General features: G+C 70.3%; 10 protein-coding genes and 1 other RNA gene. 8 read left to right on the forward strand and 3 right to left on the reverse strand.

Going from position 1 to position 13946, the window contains the following annotated elements; all coding sequences use genetic code 11:
* Positions 1–14 precede the first annotated feature (14 nt).
* Both rho and trxA read right to left on the reverse strand, forming a co-directional pair.
* Complete coding sequence (gene rho / locus AC07RM_RS06255) at positions 15–1280, reverse strand: transcription termination factor Rho (protein ID WP_057594219.1); 1266 nt, start codon at positions 1278–1280, stop codon at positions 15–17.
* A 188-nt stretch (positions 1281–1468) separates the two neighbouring features.
* Positions 1469–1801 (reverse strand): thioredoxin TrxA, encoded by a 333-nt coding sequence (gene trxA / locus AC07RM_RS06260; RefSeq protein ID WP_057594218.1) that lies wholly within the window; start codon positions 1799–1801, stop codon positions 1469–1471.
* A gap of 157 nt (positions 1802–1958) precedes the next feature.
* On the opposite strand from trxA, the gene AC07RM_RS06265 reads away from it, so the two are divergent.
* The 3 genes from AC07RM_RS06265 to AC07RM_RS06275 are packed head-to-tail and all read left to right on the forward strand — an operon-like array spanning position 1959 to position 9042.
* Positions 1959–4544, forward strand: coding sequence for a PD-(D/E)XK nuclease family protein (locus AC07RM_RS06265; protein ID WP_495333800.1), 2586 nt, complete (start codon positions 1959–1961; stop codon positions 4542–4544).
* The gene (locus AC07RM_RS06270) at positions 4541–7804 is read left to right on the forward strand and encodes a UvrD-helicase domain-containing protein (RefSeq protein ID WP_495333802.1); all 3264 of its coding nucleotides are present in this window, start codon (positions 4541–4543) and stop codon (positions 7802–7804) included. Before AC07RM_RS06265 ends, AC07RM_RS06270 begins: the two co-directional genes overlap by 4 nt.
* Positions 7801–9042, forward strand: a complete 1242-nt coding sequence (locus AC07RM_RS06275) for a TIGR03862 family flavoprotein (RefSeq protein ID WP_495333804.1) — start codon at positions 7801–7803, stop codon at positions 9040–9042. The genes AC07RM_RS06270 and AC07RM_RS06275 overlap by 4 nt, the downstream gene beginning before the upstream one ends.
* Before the next feature lie 77 nt (positions 9043–9119).
* Here the strand turns inward: AC07RM_RS06275 and ffs are convergent.
* Positions 9120–9216, reverse strand: an RNA gene (gene ffs / locus AC07RM_RS06280) — signal recognition particle sRNA small type.
* Positions 9217–9334: 118 nt separating this feature from the next.
* Between ffs and dnaX the strand changes: the two genes are divergently transcribed.
* The 5 genes from dnaX (at position 9335) to AC07RM_RS06305 (ending at position 13937) form a co-directional block, all read left to right on the forward strand.
* Entirely contained in the window at positions 9335–11200 is a 1866-nt protein-coding gene (dnaX, locus tag AC07RM_RS06285) for a DNA polymerase III subunit gamma/tau (RefSeq protein WP_495333806.1), read from the forward strand.
* 124 nt (positions 11201–11324) lie between these two features.
* Positions 11325–11657 (forward strand): YbaB/EbfC family nucleoid-associated protein, encoded by a 333-nt coding sequence (locus AC07RM_RS06290; RefSeq protein ID WP_007836669.1) that lies wholly within the window; start codon positions 11325–11327, stop codon positions 11655–11657.
* Positions 11658–11681: 24 nt separating this feature from the next.
* Positions 11682–12272, forward strand: a complete 591-nt coding sequence (gene recR / locus AC07RM_RS06295) for a recombination mediator RecR (protein WP_093341325.1) — start codon at positions 11682–11684, stop codon at positions 12270–12272.
* Positions 12273–12348: 76 nt separating this feature from the next.
* Positions 12349–12741 (forward strand): MAPEG family protein, encoded by a 393-nt coding sequence (locus AC07RM_RS06300; RefSeq protein ID WP_208513568.1) that lies wholly within the window; start codon positions 12349–12351, stop codon positions 12739–12741.
* Positions 12742–12902: 161 nt separating this feature from the next.
* Positions 12903–13937, forward strand: coding sequence for an ABC transporter substrate-binding protein (locus tag AC07RM_RS06305; protein ID WP_093341329.1), 1035 nt, complete (start codon positions 12903–12905; stop codon positions 13935–13937).
* Positions 13938–13946: the final 9 nt, after the last annotated feature.

Below are 13946 nucleotides of genomic sequence, written 5' to 3' on the forward strand. Positions count from 1 at the left end.
GGTCGAAGACCGGCTCAACCCCCGCGACGCATCATGTCGAAGAACTCGACATTGGTCTTCGTCGCCTTCATGTTCTTGAGCATCAGCTCCATCGACTCGATCTCGTCCATGTTGTACATGAGCTGACGCAGGATGCGGGTCTTCTGCAGGATCTCGGGCGCGAGCAGAAGCTCTTCGCGGCGCGTGCCGCTGCGGTTGAGCTGGATCGAGGGGAACACGCGCTTCTCGTAGAGGCGGCGGTCGAGGTGGATTTCGGAGTTGCCGGTGCCCTTGAACTCTTCGAAGATCACTTCGTCCATGCGGCTGCCGGTGTCGATCAGCGCGGTGCCGATGATGGTCAGCGAGCCGCCTTCCTCGACGTTGCGAGCGGCACCCAGGAAGCGCTTGGGACGCTGCAGTGCGTTGGCATCGACGCCGCCGGTCAGCACCTTGCCCGACGAGGGCACGACGTTGTTGTAGGCGCGTGCGAGGCGCGTGATCGAGTCGAGCAGGATCACCACGTCCTTCTTGAGCTCGACCAGGCGCTTGGCGCGCTCGATCACCATTTCGGCCACGTGCACGTGGCGCGCGGCGGGCTCGTCGAAGGTGGAGGCGATGACCTCGCCCTTCACCGTGCGCTGCATTTCGGTCACTTCTTCAGGGCGCTCGTCGACGAGCAGCACCATCATGTGGACCTCGGGGTAGTTGGCGCTGATCGCGTGCGCGATGTGCTGCATCATCACCGTCTTGCCGCTCTTGGGCGGTGCCACGAGCAGGGCGCGCTGGCCCTTGCCGATGGGGGCGATGATGTCGATCACGCGGCCGGTGATGTTCTCTTCGCCCTTGATGCCGTCGCGCTCGAGGCGCATCTGTTCCTTGGGGAACAGCGGCGTCAGGTTCTCGAACATCACCTTGTGCTTGTTCTGCTCGGGCGGTCCGCCGTTGACGGCGTCGAGCTTGGTCAGCGCGAAGTAGCGTTCGCCGTCCTTCGGAATGCGCACCTCGCCCTCGATCATGTCGCCGGTGTGCAGGTTGAAGCGGCGCACCTGGCTCGGGCTGATGTAGATGTCGTCGGTGCTGGCGGTGAAGCTGGTGTCCGGGCTGCGCAGGAAGCCGAAGCCGTCGGGCAGGATTTCGAGCACACCGTCGGCGAAGACCTGTTCGCCGGCCTTCGCGCGCTTCTTGATGATCGCGAACATCAGCTCCTGCTTGCGCATGCGGCCGACGTTTTCGATCTCAAGGGCTTCGGCCTGCTTGAGGACTTCAGACACGTGGAGTGCCTTGAGTTCGTTTAAGTGCATGGAACGACCCCTTGCGGGGGCAATCGAGGGGAAACGGAGAACAGGGGGGTGGTTCGATGTGAGACGAGAACTGCCTCACTGACCGGGGAACTCGAACCGGCTACCTGAAAGGGCCGGCGATCTGCTAAGGATTATGACAGGAAAAACGCGCCGGCCAACGCGTTGCGCGCTGGCCGGTTTGAAAGCACTCAGGCGAGTTGCTGGTCGATGAAGGCGGTGAGCTGGGCTTTGCTCATGGCGCCGACCTTGGTGGCGGCGAGCTGGCCGTCCTTGAACAGCATCAGCGTGGGGATGCCACGGATGCCGAACTTGGCGGGGATGTCGCGGTTCTCGTCGACGTTGAGCTTGGCGATCTGCAGCTTGCCTTCGTAGGCGCTCGACACTTCGTCGAGGATCGGGGCGATCATCTTGCAGGGGCCGCACCATTCGGCCCAGTAGTCGACCAGCACGGGCTGGCTGGACTTGAGCACGTCGGCTTCGAAGGAGGAATCGGAGATGTGTTTGATCAGCTCGCTGGCCATGATGGAGTCCTTGTGCGCGGGGAGTTTCGGTGCAGCTACAGTGCGGGTCATTGTGACAGAAACCAAGGGGTGACGTGGCATGCACGAAGGCTATGGCGCCGATAGCCAGAGCCCTCGTCGCGACCCGGCCCCGCTACCGAATCCCCCGCGACAGAACATGAACGAAGGCCATCCCGTCCAGGCCCTGTGGTGCGACCCTGCCGATGGTGTGGTCGCGCGCATCGTGCGCGTGCTCGCCGAACGCCAGGCGCATGCGGCGCGCACGATGGTGCTGGTGCCCTATGCGCAGCTCATGGGCGTGGCGCAGGCGATGTGGGCGCGCTGCGGCTCGCCGGGCTTCGTGCCGCGCTTCGAGACCACGCGCAATTGGGCGCGCAGCGCGGGCGGCTTCGTGCCCTCGGGCTACGACATCGCCTTCGACATGGCGCGCGACCTCGTGACCGCGCAGGGCCTGCTCTCGCAGACCGGCTTCGGCGCCGAACGCTTCGCGCTCGCGGGCCGCGTGGTCGAGCTGGCCTACCAGCTCGCGCCGCTCGCGGCCGCGGTTGCGCCCGAGGAGCGCGGCAGTGCCTGGGCCGAGCGCGCCGCGGGCGTGGCCGATGCGAGCAGCGAATCGGAGTGGTTCCGCATCGAGAGCGCGCTGATCCGCATCGCGGTCGCCTGGGCCGCGAACGCGAGCTATGCCACCGACGTGCTGCTGCGCGAACCCGCGCGTGCGCAGATCGACGTGCTGATCGTGCTCGAGGGCTTCCAGACCGACCCCTTGACGCAGACCCTGTGCAGCCTGTGGGGCGAGCGCGCCGTGCGCCTGTCGCTGGTGCCGGCCATCGCGCCGAGCGGGCAGTCCGCGGCCCATGTCGCGATCGATCCCGAGGACGAGGCCGAGCTTGCCGCGGCCTGCGCGTTGCGCCACTTGGCCGAGGGGCGCAGTCCGGTCGCGCTGGTTGCCACCGACCGCGCGCTCACGCGCCGCATCGGCGCGCGGCTCAAGGGGCAGGGCGTCACGGCGCAGGACGAGACCGGCTGGAAGCTCTCGACCACGCGCGCGGCCGCCATGCTGATGAGTGCGCTGCGCGCCTGCGCGCACGACGCCGGCAGCGACCAGGTGCTCGACTGGCTCAAGAGCGGCGACGACGGCGATGCGCTCGCGGTGCAGGGACTCGAGTCGAGATTGCGGCGCGAGGGCGTGCGCGACTGGTCGGCCTGGTGCGCGCAGGCTGCGCACAGCGAGAAGCCGCAGGACGTCGCGCTGATGCCCTTCACGAACGAGATCGAGGCCCGCCGCGCGCCGATGGCGCGGGCGCGCCCGCTGGCCGAATGGCTGGTCGCATTGCGCGCGCTGCTCGAGGCGGCCGGCCAGTGGGAGCCGCTCGAGGCCGACCTCGCGGGCGGCAAGGTGATCTCGGCACTGTGGCTCGATGCCGGCGCGCACGGCGACGAGGAGGCTTTTCCTGGCGGCCGTCACACGCTGTCCGAATTCACGGCCTGGGTGCGCGACGTGCTCGAGGACGCGAGCTTCGTGCCGCCCGTCAATGGCGAGATACCGCAGGTGATCGTGCTGCCCTTGCACCAGTTGCTGGGCCGGGCCTTCGGCGCGATCGTGATTCCGGGCTGCGACGACCGCCGCCTGCCCGCATCGCCCGAGCCGCCCGGCAACTGGAGCGCCGCGCAGCGGCTCGAGCTCGGCCTGCCTTCGCGCGAGGCGCTCGAGGCGGCGCAGCGCGCGGCCTGGAACGCGGCCCTGTGCAATCCCTGGTGCGAACTGCTGTGGCGCAGCGCCGATGCCAGCGGCGAGCCCGTGCGGCCCAGCCCGCTGGTGCAGGGGCTCGAGCTCGACCATGCGCTCGCGTTCACCGACGATCCGCGCACGCGGCGCGATGTGCCCGTGCGTCCCACCCTCTATCCGACGCCCTCGGGCACGCTGCTGCCGCTGCGCAACGTGTCGACCAGCGTCTACGAGGACCTGCGCCGCTGTCCCTATCGCTTCTTCGCGCTGCGCCAGCTCGGCCTGCGCAGCGCCGACGAGCTCGATGCCGAGGTCGACAAGCGCGACTTCGGTAACTGGCTGCATGCGGTGCTCGGCCATTTCCACGAGACGCTGCAGCAGACGCCCACGCGCGACGCCGGCGAGCGCCTGCGCTTCATCGAGGACGCGGCCGTGCGCGCCACGCGCGAGTACGGCCTGTCGGACGCCGAGTTCCTGCCCTTCGCCGCGGCCTGGCCCGCGGTGCGCGACGGCTACCTCGACTGGCTCGCGGGCCACGAGGCCGCGGGCGCGGTCTTCGTCGAATCCGAACCCTGGAAGGAGCAGCCGCTGGGCGCGCTGCAGCTGGTGGGCCGGCTCGACCGCATCGACCGCATGCCCGATGGCCAGCCCTTCGTGATCGACTACAAGACCGAGTCCTCGGCCGTGACCAAGGAGCGCGTGAAGGAACCGACCGAGGACACGCAGCTCGCCTTCTATGCCGCGCTGGTGGCCGACGACACGCTGCGCGCGGCCTACGTCAACGTGGGCGAGAAGTCCTCGGGCACGCAGACGGTGGAGCAGCCGGTGGTGGTGCAGGCGCGCGATGCGCTGGTGGCCGGCATCCTCGACGACTTCCGGCGCATCGCCGAAGGCACGCCGCTGCCGCCGCTGGGCGAAGGCACGGTGTGCGAGCACTGCACCGCGCGCGGCCTGTGCCGCAAGGATTTCTGGAGCGACGATGCCGGCGCCGCCGTGCTGCAGGGGAGCACGCCATGAACGGCGCCGCCTACGAACACAACGGCCAGCGCGTGCCGCGCGAGGCCTTCTACACCGTCGCCTGCGATCCGCGGCGCTCGGTGGCGGTCGAGGCCTGCGCGGGCGCGGGCAAGACCTGGATGCTGGTGTCGCGCATCGTGCGCGCGCTGCTCGACGACGGCGCCAACGCCTGCCAGCCGCACGAGATCCTCGCCATCACCTTCACCAAGAAGGCGGCCGGCGAGATGCGCGAGCGGCTCGACCAGTGGCTCGAGACCTTCGCCGAGCGCGAGCCCGAGGAGCTGGTCAAGGAACTGGTGATGCGCGGCATGCCGCCGGCCGAGGCGCTGGCCGCCGCGCCGCGCCTGAAGGGCCTGTACCGGCACCTGCTCGAAGGCGGCCGGCCGGTGCAGTTCCGCACCTTCCACGCCTGGTTCGCGGGACTGCTGCGCAATGCGCCGCTCGCTGTGCTGCGCGAGCTCGGCCTGCCGTCGAACTACGAGTTGCTCGAGGACGATGCAGAGGCGCGCTCGCGCACCTGGCGCCCCTTCTTCGAGGCCGTGACCGCCGACCCTGACGCGCTGGCCGACTACTACGCGGTGGTCGCCACCTACGGCCGCTCGCAGACCGCCAAGGCGCTCGGCGAGGCGCTCACGCGGCGCGTGGAGTTCTCGCTCGCCGAACCGGCCGAGGCGGTGCGGCATTTCGCCGACCTGCATCCGGCGCTGGCCGGCTTCGACACGCCCACCGACGCGCTGCGCGGCGAGGCCGTGCGCCGGCGCTGGCTCGACCGCGCCGCCGCGCTTGGCCGCGAGACCAACAAGACGCCGCAGAAGGCGGCCGAGGCCGTCATCGACATCTTCGGCACCGGCGAGCCGGCCGAGTCCGCGCTGCCGGCGGCGCTCGCGCTGCTGCGCAAGAGCTTCTTCGTCGCGACGGAAGACCGGCTCAACAAGAACCTGCAGAAGTACCCAGCCGCGCAGGAGGCCGAGGCCGAGCTGCAGCTGCTGTGCGCTGCGCAGGCCCAGCACGCGGCCTGGCTCTACCAGCAGCGCATGACGCGGCTCACGCGCCTGCTGATCGATGCCTTCGCGGGCGTCAAGCGCGCTCATGGCTGGGTCGACATGAACGACGTCGAGCAGGCCGCGCAACTGCTGTTGGGCCAGTCGGCGCTCTCGGGCTGGGTGCAGGAGCGGCTCGATGCGCGCATCGCGCACCTCTTGATCGACGAGTTCCAGGACACCAACCCGCTGCAGTGGCAGGCGCTCTACGGCTGGCTCAGCGCCTACGTGGGCGCGGGCGGCAGCGCGCCGCGCGTGTTCGTCGTGGGCGATCCGAAGCAGAGCATCTACCGCTTCCGCCGCGCCGAGCCGCAGGTCTTCATCGCCGCGAAGAAGTTCGTGCGCGAAGGCCTCGGCGGCGAGCTGCTCAACTGCGACCACACGCACCGCAATGCGCGCGCCGTCGTGGGCCTGGTCAACCAGGCCATGCTGGCCGCGCAGGAGGCCGGCGAGTTCGACGGTTTCCGTGCCCACACCACCGAGCGCAGCGACGAGGGCGCGCTGCTGAAGCTGCCGGCCATCGAGCGCGATGCCGCCGAGGCCGCGGCCGAAGCGGCTCCGGCCGACGACGGCATGCTGCACTGGCGCGACAGCCTGGTCACGCCGCGCGTGCTGCCCGAGGAACAGCTGCTGCAGAAGGAATGCGAGCAGGCCGCGCGCTGGATCGCGCAACTGATCGCCGACGGTACGCCGCCGCGCCAGATCATGGTGCTGTCGCGCCGCCGCAGCCGGCTCGCCGCGATGCAGGACGCGCTGCGCCAGCGTCACATCCCGGTGCAGCAGCCCGAGAAGAACGAGTTGCACGATGCGCCCGAGGTGCAGGACATGGTGGCGTTGATCGATGCGCTGGTCTCGCCCGCGCACGATCTCTCGCTGGCGCGCGCGCTCAAGTCGCCGCTGTTCGGCATCGGCGACGAGGATCTCGTGCAGCTGGCGCTGCGCCAGCGCGCGCTGCCGGGCTGGAGCTGGTTCCGGTTGCTGCAGACCGGCGAGGACCTGCCGGCCGCGCTGGCCGAGGCCGCGCCGCGTCTCAAGCGCTGGCAGCGCTGGTTGGCCACGCTGCCGCCGCACGATGCACTCGACGCGATCTTCCACGACGGCGATGTGCTCGCGAAGTTCGGCGCCGCCGTGCCCGCCGCGCTGCGCCAGGGCGCGCTGGCCAACCTGCGCGGCCTGCTGGCCGCGTCGCTCGACATCGACGGCGCGCGCTTCGTCACGCCCTATGCGCTGGTGCGCGCGCTGCGTGCCGGCGGCGTGCGCGCCCCGTCGGTGGCCGCGCCCGAGGCGGTGCAACTGCTGACGGTGCACGGCGCCAAGGGCCTCGAGGCCGACACCGTGCTGATGCTCGATTGCGACGCGCCGCCGCCGCGCGCCCAGACCATGGGCGTGCTGGTCGAGTGGAAGGGCGGCGACCGCGTGCCGACGCGCTTCGTCTTCCTCGCGAGCGAGAAGACGCCGCCGGCCTGCGCGGCATCGCTGCTGCTCGACGAGCAGCGCGCGCGCCACCGCGAGGAGCTCAACGGCCTCTATGTCGCGACCACGCGCGCCCGCGCGCGGCTGGTGCTGTCGTCGGTGCGCCCCGCGCGCGCCAACGAAGGCAGCTGGTGGGCGCGGCTGGCCGAGGCCTGCGAGACCGTCGATGCCGACGAGCCGCTGGTGGCGCCGGTCGCAGCGCAGGCGCAGGCCGTCTTCGCGATCCAGGAGCTGCCGGTGTTCGCTTCCGCGACGCCGCCGGTGCCCGTCGTGCGCAAGGAAAAGGCGGCCACCCTCGACGCGCGCGCCGCGGCCTTCGGCCAGGCGATGCATCGCTTGCTCGAATGGTCGGTGCCCGGCGAGCCCTTGGCCGCGGCCCATGTGCGCGCGGCGGCGCAGGAGTTCCTGCTCGACGCGCAGCAGGCGCGCGGCGCCGCGGCGCTGGCCGCGCGCATCCGCGCCGGCGCGGGTGCCTGGGCCTGGGACCTCGAGCGGATCGACTGGCACGGCAACGAGGTCACGCTGGTGCACGAAGGCGACACGCTGCGCATCGACCGGCTGGTGCGCGAGCGCGCCGGCGGCACCTGGTGGATCCTCGACTACAAATCGGCCGCAAGGCCCGAGCGCGATGCCGCGCTCATCGCACAGATGCAGCGCTACCGCGCGGCCGTGCAGCAGGCCCATCCCGGTGCCACGGTACGCGCCGCGTTCCTGACCGGGCAGGGCGAACTGGTGAACCTCGAATGACTTCTTCTCCCACCGTCGCCGTGATCGGCGGCGGCCCCGCCGGCCTGATGGCGGCGGAAATCCTTTCCGCGGCCGGTGCGAACGTGCACCTCTACGACGCCATGCCCTCGGTCGGGCGCAAGTTCCTGCTCGCGGGGCGCGGCGGGCTCAACCTCACGCACTCCGAGCCCTTCGAGGCCTTCGTGGGCCGCTTCGGCGAACGCCGCGCCGAACTCGAGCCGATGCTCGCGGCCTTCGGTCCCGCGCAACTGCGCGAATGGGCCGCGGGCCTGGGCATCGAGACCTTCGTCGGCAGCTCGGGCCGCGTGTTTCCCACCGACATGAAGGCCGCGCCGCTGCTGCGTGCCTGGCTGCACCGGCTGCGCGAGGCCGGCGTGCAGTTCCACATGCGGCACCGCTGGACCGGCGATGCCGCGGTCTCGCCCGGCGTGCTGCGCTTTGACACGCCCGCGGGCGAGGTCGAGGCCTCGGCCGATGCGGTGGTGCTCGCGCTCGGCGGCGCGAGCTGGGCGCGGCTCGGTTCCGATGGTGCCTGGGCGCCGCGGCTGCAGGCGCAGGGCGTGGCGGTGGCGGAGCTGCAACCCGCCAACTGCGGCTTCGACGGCAGCGGCTGGAGCGCGCATTTCTCGGAGCGCTTCGCGGGCCAGCCCTTCAAGTCGGTGGCCGTGTCGTTCACAGACAGCCGCGGCCGGCAGTTCGCGCGCAAGGGCGAGTTCGTCGCCACGGCGGGCGGTATCGAGGGCAGCCTGGTCTATGCCGTCTCGGCCCTGCTGCGCGACGAGATCGCCGCGAACGGCAGCGCCACATTGCTGCTCGACCTGTTGCCCGACCGCAGCGCCGAGCAGGTGCTGGCCGCGGTCAAACATCCGCGCGGCGCGCGTTCGCTCGGCAGCCATCTCAAGAGCCGGCTCGGCCTCGAGGGCATCAAGGCCGGCGTGCTCTACGAGGTGCTGAGCCGCGAGGCGATGCACGATCCGCTGCAGCTCGCGCAGGCGATCAAGGCCGTGCCGCTGCGGCTGCTGGCCGCGCGCCCGGTCGACGAGGCGATCAGCACTGCGGGTGGCGTGCGCTTCGAGGCGCTCGATGCGCAGCTGATGGCGAGCGCGCTGCCCGGCGTGTTCGTGGCGGGGGAGATGCTCGACTGGGAAGCGCCGACCGGCGGCTACCTGCTCACGGCCTCGATGGCCAGCGGCGTCGCGGCCGCGCGCGGCGTGCTCGCGCGGCTGGGTCTTGCATGAGACCCAGGCCGTGATCGATGGAACGAGGAGCGGTTGGCGCGGCTCCCGTTTCGAGCCGAAACGAAAGCGCTGAAGAAGTTGACGAGCCTTACCCCTGGCACTGACTACGCAGTTAGGGCTGCTTGGTTCCCCACCTGACCCGGTTGGCCACTTCACCATGCAGGGAGGCCCGTCAGCGGCGATTCTAACCTCGCTCGCGTTGCCCCCTTCGCCGGGGCGGTGAATCGATCGATGAGAAACATCGAAGAGGCGGACGCCGAAGGGCCCCTTCGCGGCTTTTAGAATGGGCGCAATGTCCTATATCGTGCTCGCCCGCAAGTTCCGTCCGAAAACCTTCGCTGAGATGGTCGGTCAGGGGCACGTGGTGCAGGCGCTCGAGAACGCGCTCACCACCCAGCGCCTGCATCACGCCTACCTGTTCACCGGCACGCGCGGCGTGGGCAAGACCACCGTCTCGCGCATCCTGGCCAAGTCGCTCAACTGCCAGGGGCCGGACGGGCAGGGCGGCATCACCGCCACGCCCTGCGGCGTGTGCCAGGCCTGCCGCGACATCGACGCCGGCCGCTTCGTCGACTACACCGAGCTCGACGCGGCCTCGAACCGCGGCGTGGACGAGGTGCAGTCACTGCTCGAGCAGGCGGTCTACAAGCCGGTGCAGGGCCGCTTCAAGGTCTTCATGATCGACGAAGTGCACATGCTGACCAACACCGCGTTCAACGCGATGCTGAAGACGCTCGAGGAGCCGCCCGAGTACCTCAAGTTCGTGCTGGCCACCACCGATCCGCAGAAGGTGCCGGTCACAGTGCTGTCGCGCTGCCTGCAGTTCAACCTGCGCCCGATGGCGCCCGAGACGGTGCTCGAGCACCTGACCTCGGTGCTGCAGACCGAGCAGGTGCCGGCCGAGCCGCAGGCGCTGCGCCTGCTCGCGCGCGCGGCGCGCGGCTCGATGCGCGACGCGCTCTCGCTGACCGACCAGGCGATCGCCTTCGGCAACGGCGAGCTGGTCGAGGCCGGCGTGCGCCAGATGCTCGGCAGCGTCGACCGCGGCCATGTGTTCCGCCTGATCGAGGCGCTCGCGCAGGGCGACGGCAAGACCGTGGTCGAGACCTCCGAGGCGCTGCGCATCGACGGCATGTCGGCCGCCTCCACGCTCGAGGAAATGACCGCGGTGCTGCAGGCCATGGCGGTGCTGCAGGCCGTGCCTTCGCGCGCCGAGGCCGCCACGTCCGCCACCGATCCCGACGCGGCCGACACCGCGCGGCTCGCGCTGCTGATGCCGGCCGACGAAACGCAACTGCTGTACAGCCTGTGCCTGCACGGCCGCGGCGAGCTCGGCCTCGCGCCCGACGAATACGCCGCGCTCACGATGGTGCTGCTGCGGCTGCTGGCGTTCAAGCCTGCGCAGAACGCGGCCGGCTCGGCCTCCGCGGAAAAAAAAACTCTGAATGACGCCCCGGCGGCGGCGCCGGCCCCCGTTGCCGCCCCCGCGCAGCCGCCGCGGCCGATCCCCGTGCGCAGCATGTCGGCCGAGGCGCCGCGCCCGGCGCCCGTGTCCGATGCCGCGCCCACGCAGCCGCCGGCCCACGCGCCCGCGGGCCACCGCCTGCCGGTCGTCGACCAGCCCGTGCGCCGGCCCGAGGCGCGTCCACCCGAGGACGCCCCCGAACCCGATCCCGCCAAGGTGGTCGCCGTGCCGATGCGCGTGCAGCCGCCGCCCGGCGCGCGCGACACGCCGCGCGACGGCGCCCAGGCCCCGGCCGCGCCCATCCCGCCGAGCGAGGAGGGCGACTTCTGGTTCGCCACCGTCACGCAGCTGATCGCGGCCGAGAGCATCGCCGCGCTCACGCGCGAACTGGCGCTGCAGTCGCAGCTGGTGGCACGCGATACCGACCAGTGGCTGCTGCGCATCGAGCGCGAATCGCTCAACCAGCCCTCGAGCCGCGAGAAGCTGATCGCCGCGCTGGCCGCGATCGGCCACGAGGTCAAGCTCGCGATCGAGGTCGGCGGCGTGGTCGACAGCCCGGCCCGCCGCAACAAGGCCGCCGCCGACGAGCGCCAGCGCATCGCCGAGGAGGCGATCCGCAGCGATCCCGAGATCCAGGCCCTGATGCGCGACTTCGACGCGAGGATCGTCCCGGGCTCGCTCAAACCGGCCTGAGCGCAGCGGGCCACGCGCAGCGGCGACAATCGGCCGTGGCCCTTGCGGCGGCGAGGCTTCGCCGCCATCTGCGCTTCCATCTCTTATCCTTCTCCATCCACCCAACCGATCCACAGGACCAACGATGTTCAACAAAGGACAACTGGCCGGCCTCATGAAGCAGGCGCAGGCAATGCAGGACAACCTCAAGAAGGCCCAGGAAGAACTGGCCCACATCGAGGTCGAGGGCGAATCGGGCGCCGGCCTGGTCAAGGTCGTGATGACCTGCAAGCACGACGTCAAGCGCATCACCATCGACCCGAGCCTGCTGGCCGACGACAAGGACATGCTCGAGGACCTCGTGGCCGCCGCCTTCAATGCCGCCGTGCGCAAGGCCGAGGAGACCAGCGAGCAGAAGATGGGCAAGCTGACCGCCGGCATGCCGGGCCTGCCGCCGGGCATGAAGCTGCCGTTCTGATGCCGCTGCGCCACCAAGGCTGACGTGTCCGACGCCGGTTCCCTCGACGCGCTCGTCGATGCGCTGCGCCGCCTGCCGGGCGTGGGCGTCAAGTCGGCCTCGCGCATGGCCTTCCACCTGCTGCAGCACGACCGCGAGGGCGCGCAGCTGCTCGCGCGTGCCCTGCAGCAGGCGGCGGGGCAGGTGCGCCATTGCGAGCGCTGCAACACCTTCACCGAGATGCCGGTGTGCAACGTCTGCCTCGACGTGCGGCGCGACGCGACCAAGCTCTGCGTGGTCGAGACGCCGGCCGACCAGGCCGCGCTCGAACGCACCAACGCCTTTCGCGGCTACTACTTCGTGCTGATGGGCAAGCTCAGTCCGCTCGACGGCATCGGTCCCAAGGACATCGGCCTGCAGAAGCTGTTCGAGCGCGCGCTCGACGGCACCGTGGCCGAGGTGATCCTCGCGACCAACTTCACGGCCGAGGGCGAGGCCACGGCGCACGTCATCGGCGATGCGCTGCGCCAGCGCGGCCTCACGGTCACGCGGCTCGCGCGCGGCGTGCCCGCGGGCAGCGAGCTCGAGTACGTGGACCTCGGCACCATCGCGCACGCGCTGGTCGACCGGCGCTGATCCCGCGGCGGCCACCGCCGCTGCGCGGCGCTCATACCGCGCTGCGCGGCGCATCCAAGAGATTCCGGAGACACCCATGACCCTGTCGCTGCTCACCGTCGCCTACTGGTGCGTCTTCATCGCCTGCGGCCTGCCGTACCTCGCGGCCTGGATCGCCAAGGCCGGCGCGTTCCGTCCCAGCGACAACGCGCAGCCGCGCGACTGGGCCGCCAGGCAGGCGGGCTGGCGCGCGCGCGCCAACGCTGCGCAGGCCAACAGCTTCGAAGGCCTGCCGTTCTTCATCGGCGCGGTGCTCATCGCGCACCAGCTCGGCGCCGCGCAACTGTGGATCGACCGCCTCGCGATCGCCTACGTGCTGCTGCGCGTGGCCTATCTCGCGCTCTACATCAAGGGCATTCCGGCGCTGCGCAGCGCGGTCTGGGCGGCTGCGTTCGTGGTCAACATCGCGATCCTGTTCCTCGCGAAATAGCGCGGTCGAATCCGGCCTTTTTCCACTCTGTGAGAGGCCTTCATGCTTACGTGAAAACCCGCACGGGATGACCCCGATGCAGCGACCCTGCGCGCGCCCCTAAGCTCGATTCAGTTTCGACGCATCCCAGAGCCACCCCAAGCCGCCGCAGGCCACGTTCCATGCTTCACCGCCGCACCCTCATCTCCGCCTCGGCCATCGCCGCCGCCACCATCGCGTTGCCGCGGGTGTTTGCGCAGCCGAAGCTGGAGAAAACCAGGATCTCGATCGCGGTCGGCGGCAAGGCGGCGTTCTATTACCTGCCGCTCACCATCTCCGAGCAGCTCGGCTACTTCAAGGCCGAGGGGCTCGACGTCGAGATCTCCGACTTCGCGGGCGGCGCGCGTGCTTTGCAGGCGGTGGTCGGCGGCTCGGCCGACGTGTGCTCGGGTGCCTACGAGCACACCATCAACCTGCAGGCCAAGAACCAGTTCTTCCAGGCCTTCGTGCTGCAGGGCCGCGCACCGCAGATCGCGATGGGCGTGTCGACCAAGAACATGTCGAGCTATGCCGGCATCGCCGACCTCAAGGGCAAGAAGATCGGCGTCTCGGCGCCGGGCTCGTCGACCAACATGGTGGCCAACCTCGTGCTCTCGCGCGGCGGCCTCAAGGCCAGCGACGTGAGCTACATCGGCGTGGGCGTCGCGGCCGGCGCGCTCACCGCGCTGCGCTCGGGCCAGATCGACGCCATCAGCAACACCGACCCGGTGATGACCATGCTCGAGCAGAAGGGCGACGTGAAGATCATCAGCGACACGCGCACGCTCAAGGGCACGCAGCAGGTGTTCGGCGGGCCGATGCCGGCCGCCTGCCTCTATGCGCCGGTCGACTTCGTGCAGAAGAACCCCAACACCTGCCAGGCGCTGGCCAACGCGATCGTGCACGGCCTCAAGTGGCTGCAGACCGCGGGCCCGGGCGACATCATCAAGACCGTGCCCGAGACCTACCTGCTCGGCGACCGCGCGCTCTACCTCGCCTCGTTCGACAAGGTGCGCGAATCGATCGCGCCCGACGGCATCGTGCCGTCCGAGGGACCCAAGACCGCGCTGGCCGCGATCGCGAGCTTCGATACTTCCGTCAAGGCCGACAAGATCGACCTGGCGAAAACCTACACCAACGATTTCGCACGGCGAGCGAAGGACAGGTTCAAGGCCTGACCTCGATGT

The organism is Variovorax sp. GW821-FHT09B05, assembly GCF_059418265.1.

What these genes read in the sequence shown, in the direction of transcription:
- AC07RM_RS06265 (WP_495333800.1), top strand. Translation starts at nt 1,959, where the DNA reads ATGAACGAAGGCCATCCCGTCCAGGCCCTGTGGTGCGACCCTGCCGAT.
- AC07RM_RS06290 (WP_007836669.1), top strand. Translation starts at nt 11,325, where the DNA reads ATGTTCAACAAAGGACAACTGGCCGGCCTCATGAAGCAGGCGCAGGCA.
- AC07RM_RS06270 (WP_495333802.1), top strand. Translation starts at nt 4,541, where the DNA reads ATGAACGGCGCCGCCTACGAACACAACGGCCAGCGCGTGCCGCGCGAG.
- AC07RM_RS06305 (WP_093341329.1), top strand. Translation starts at nt 12,903, where the DNA reads ATGCTTCACCGCCGCACCCTCATCTCCGCCTCGGCCATCGCCGCCGCC.
- AC07RM_RS06275 (WP_495333804.1), top strand. Translation starts at nt 7,801, where the DNA reads ATGACTTCTTCTCCCACCGTCGCCGTGATCGGCGGCGGCCCCGCCGGC.
- AC07RM_RS06300 (WP_208513568.1), top strand. Translation starts at nt 12,349, where the DNA reads ATGACCCTGTCGCTGCTCACCGTCGCCTACTGGTGCGTCTTCATCGCC.
- trxA (WP_057594218.1), bottom strand. Translation starts at nt 1,801, where the DNA reads ATGGCCAGCGAGCTGATCAAACACATCTCCGATTCCTCCTTCGAAGCC.
- dnaX (WP_495333806.1), top strand. Translation starts at nt 9,335, where the DNA reads ATGTCCTATATCGTGCTCGCCCGCAAGTTCCGTCCGAAAACCTTCGCT.
- rho (WP_057594219.1), bottom strand. Translation starts at nt 1,280, where the DNA reads ATGCACTTAAACGAACTCAAGGCACTCCACGTGTCTGAAGTCCTCAAG.